This window comes from Streptomyces sp. NPDC059957, from assembly GCF_042730015.1.
Taxonomy (GTDB): domain Bacteria; phylum Actinomycetota; class Actinomycetes; order Streptomycetales; family Streptomycetaceae; genus Streptomyces.
Map to the genome: position 1 here is coordinate 2,712 of NZ_JBHWMB010000106.1, position 3,001 is coordinate 5,712.

At 72.0% G+C, this 3,001-nt stretch carries 3 protein-coding genes; 2 read left to right on the plus strand and 1 reads right to left on the minus strand.

Features of this window, described 5'->3' with window-relative positions:
• On the minus strand, nt 1–867 hold an 867-nt coding region (locus ACFWBW_RS38470; RefSeq protein WP_385383407.1), incomplete at its 3' end, for a sensor histidine kinase.
• A gap of 223 nt (nt 868–1,090) precedes the next feature.
• Between ACFWBW_RS38470 and ACFWBW_RS38475 the strand changes: the two genes are divergently transcribed.
• Both ACFWBW_RS38475 and ACFWBW_RS38480 read left to right on the plus strand, forming a co-directional pair.
• Nucleotides 1,091–2,020: an ATP-binding cassette domain-containing protein gene (locus tag ACFWBW_RS38475; protein ID WP_385383410.1), complete on the plus strand. Its 930-nt coding sequence runs from the start codon at nt 1,091–1,093 to the stop codon at nt 2,018–2,020.
• A complete protein-coding gene (locus ACFWBW_RS38480) occupies nt 2,017–2,889 on the plus strand; it encodes an ABC transporter permease (protein WP_385383413.1) in 873 nt (290 codons plus the stop codon). The genes ACFWBW_RS38475 and ACFWBW_RS38480 overlap by 4 nt, the downstream gene beginning before the upstream one ends.
• The last annotated feature ends 112 nt before the right edge of the window (nt 2,890–3,001 follow it).

The following is a 3,001-nucleotide window of genomic DNA, read 5'->3' on the forward strand; positions in this document are numbered from 1 at the left end:
GTCCCGGGTGCCGGAGTGCCGCACCACGTTGGTGACCGCCTCCTGGACGATGCGGAAGGCCGCGAGGTCCACGTCCGAAGGCAGTTCACGAGGCTCCCCCCGCCGGTGGACCTCGACCCGGACACCGGCGGCCGCGCTCCGCCCGACCAGCTGCCCCAGGGCGGCCAGACCGGGGACCGGCTCCAGCGGCGCGGACTCCTCCTCGCCCTTGCGCAGCGCGCCGAGCATCCGCCGCAGGCCGGCGAGCGTCTCCCTGCCCGTGGCCTCGATGGCGTCGAGCGCCTTGCGCGTCTCGGCGGGCTGGGTGTCCATGACCCGGCTGCCCACACCGGCCTGGATGGTGATGATGCCGATGTTGTGGGCGACCATGTCGTGCAGCTCCCGGGCGATGCGCAGCCGCTCCGCGGTGACCGCCTGCCGCGTGACCTGGGCGCGCACCGTGTCCGTGTGCGCCCGGTCCTGACGGATCGTGTTGCCGATCAGCCAGGCGATGACGACGGTCGACGCGAGCCCGGCCGGTGCCGAGGGGTTGAAGAAGTCCCCGCGGGTCAGGTCCCAGACCGCGTAGCCCGCCAGGGTGGCGAAACAGAGAGCGGCGGCGGAAACCGAGACCCGCCGCGGACGGGTCGCGGCGGTGTATCCGACGCCCGCGTCGGCGAGCAGGAACAGGACGAACGGCGTCTCGCCCACCGCCATCCCGAGCGAGAACACGGTGCCCGCGAGCGCGACGGCCACGGCCGCCAGCGGTGCGCGGGACAGCAGCAGCGCACCCAGGGTCGTGACGACGGCGGTGGTCAGGAGCGGCGCGTCCTCGACGTTGCCGTTGTACTGGACCAAGTGGCGCAGCTCGTCCTGCCGTTGCAGCATGCGGACCAGGATGAGGGCCACCCAGAAGGCCCCCACCCACGCACCCGGTGGCACGCGTCTGAGCAGGGATGGACGAGGGGGAGCGGTCATCGGGTGATCGTAACCGTGCCCGCCTGCCGGGACATTGGCCCGCAGGACTAATCCCCCGGGCTACCGGAAGGGCGCCGAAGTGTGAACCACCGGCCGACGCACGGACCGTACCCCGACGGGCAGCGTGGACCCCGTGATCGAATCCACCGGACTGACCAAGCGGTACGGCGACACCGTCGCCGTCGACGACCTGAGCTTCACCGTGGAACCGGGCCTGGTGACGGGATTCCTCGGCCCCAACGGCGCCGGCAAGTCCACCACCCTGCGGATGATCCTGGGCCTCAACACCCCGACCGGCGGGACCGTCACCGTGGACGGGGTTCCCTTCTCGCGCCGCCCGCGCGGACTGTGTCACGTGGGCGCCCTGTTGGACGCCCACGACGTGCACGGCGGCCGGAGCGCGCGGGCACACCTGTCCGCGCTGGCCCGCGGCAACCGGATACCCCTGTCCCGGGTGGACGAGGTGCTGCGGGAAGTCGGGCTGACGAAGGCGGCGGCCCGCCGGATCGGCGGGTTCTCCCTCGGGATGAAGCAGCGCCTCGGCATCGCGGGCGCCCTGCTCGGCGATCCGCCGGTGCTGATCTTCGACGAGCCCCTGAACGGCCTCGACCCCGAGGGTGTGCTGTGGGTGCGCGGCCTGTTCCGGCGGCTGGCGTCCGAGGGCCGCACCGTCTTCGTCTCCAGCCACATGATGGCCGAGATGGAGCACACGGCCGACCGGATCACCGTCATCGGCAGGGGCCGGCTCATCGCCGACGCGAGCCTGGCGGAGTTCGCGGCGCGTCACGCCTCCCGGGGCGTGACGGTCCGGACCCCCGACCTGACGGACCTGGAGGCACTGGAGGCCGTACTGGTCGCCGAGGGCGGGTCGGTGCACCGGGAGGACGGCCCGGCGGTCCGTGTCACCGGCCTGACGGCGGCCCGGATCGGCGACCTCGCCCACCGGCACCGCATCGGGCTGCACGAACTGGCCACCCACACCTCGTCCCTGGAATCGGCGTTCATGTCCCTCACCGCCGACAGCGTCGAATACCTCGCACACCTCGCAGGAGAACCCCGATGAGCACGCCGACCCCGTCCTGCACCAGGCCGCCCGAGCGAGCGGCGGAACACGCGGCCGGGTTCACCGACCTGCTGGCCGCCGAGTGGATCAAGATGCGCTCGCTCAGGTCGACCTACTGGGTGCTCGTCCTCAGCGCCGTCATCGCGATCGCGATCAACGTGAACGGCGTCCACTCCGACTTCCCGTACATCGACCAGCCGCAGCCGCCGCTCCCCCCGCCCTCCGGCGAACCTTCCTACACGTACGACCCGTTGTTCCACGGCCTCAGCAGCATCGCGGCCGATGTCATGGCACTGGCGGCCGGCAGCTTCGGAGCCATCACGATCTTCGGCGAGTACGCCACCGGGATGATCCGCACCACGTTCGCGGCCGTCCCCGGCCGGCGTGCGGTGATCACCGCCAAGGTGGCCCTGGTCGCGGTGATCACACTGGCCCTCGGTGCGATCGTCTCCGCGACCTCGTTCTTCACCATCAACGCGATGCTGGCCTCCCGCGACGTCGGGCTCTCGATCCAGGACCCCGGCTGCCTGCGGGCCGTCGCGGCCTACGCGCTCGTCGTCCCGGTCTGCGCACTCATCGGGATGGCCTTCGGGGCCGTCCTGCGCCACGCCACGGCCTCGATCGTCGCCGTCGTGGGGATCCTCTTCATCCTGCCCCTGCTCTTCGGCGGCGACCGGTACCGGGTCCTGAGGGAGATCGGCAACCACCTCCCGCTCGCCGCCCAGGCCCGGCTGTCACTGAACCCGGACTCCGCCACCAGCCTCGGCGCCCACCCGGGCACGATCACCGGCTCCTGGATCGCGCTCGGGGCCTGGGCGCTCGTCTCGGTGATCGTTGCCGTGACGGTCGTACGGCGCCGGGACGTGTGAGGCCGGCACGGCGGGCGGCGGGCCTGCCGGCAGGCCCACCGGGCGCACGGGCGGAAGAGGAGAAAGGGTACCCCATACCCAACGGCACAGAGTCCCCAAAGCAGGAGCAAAA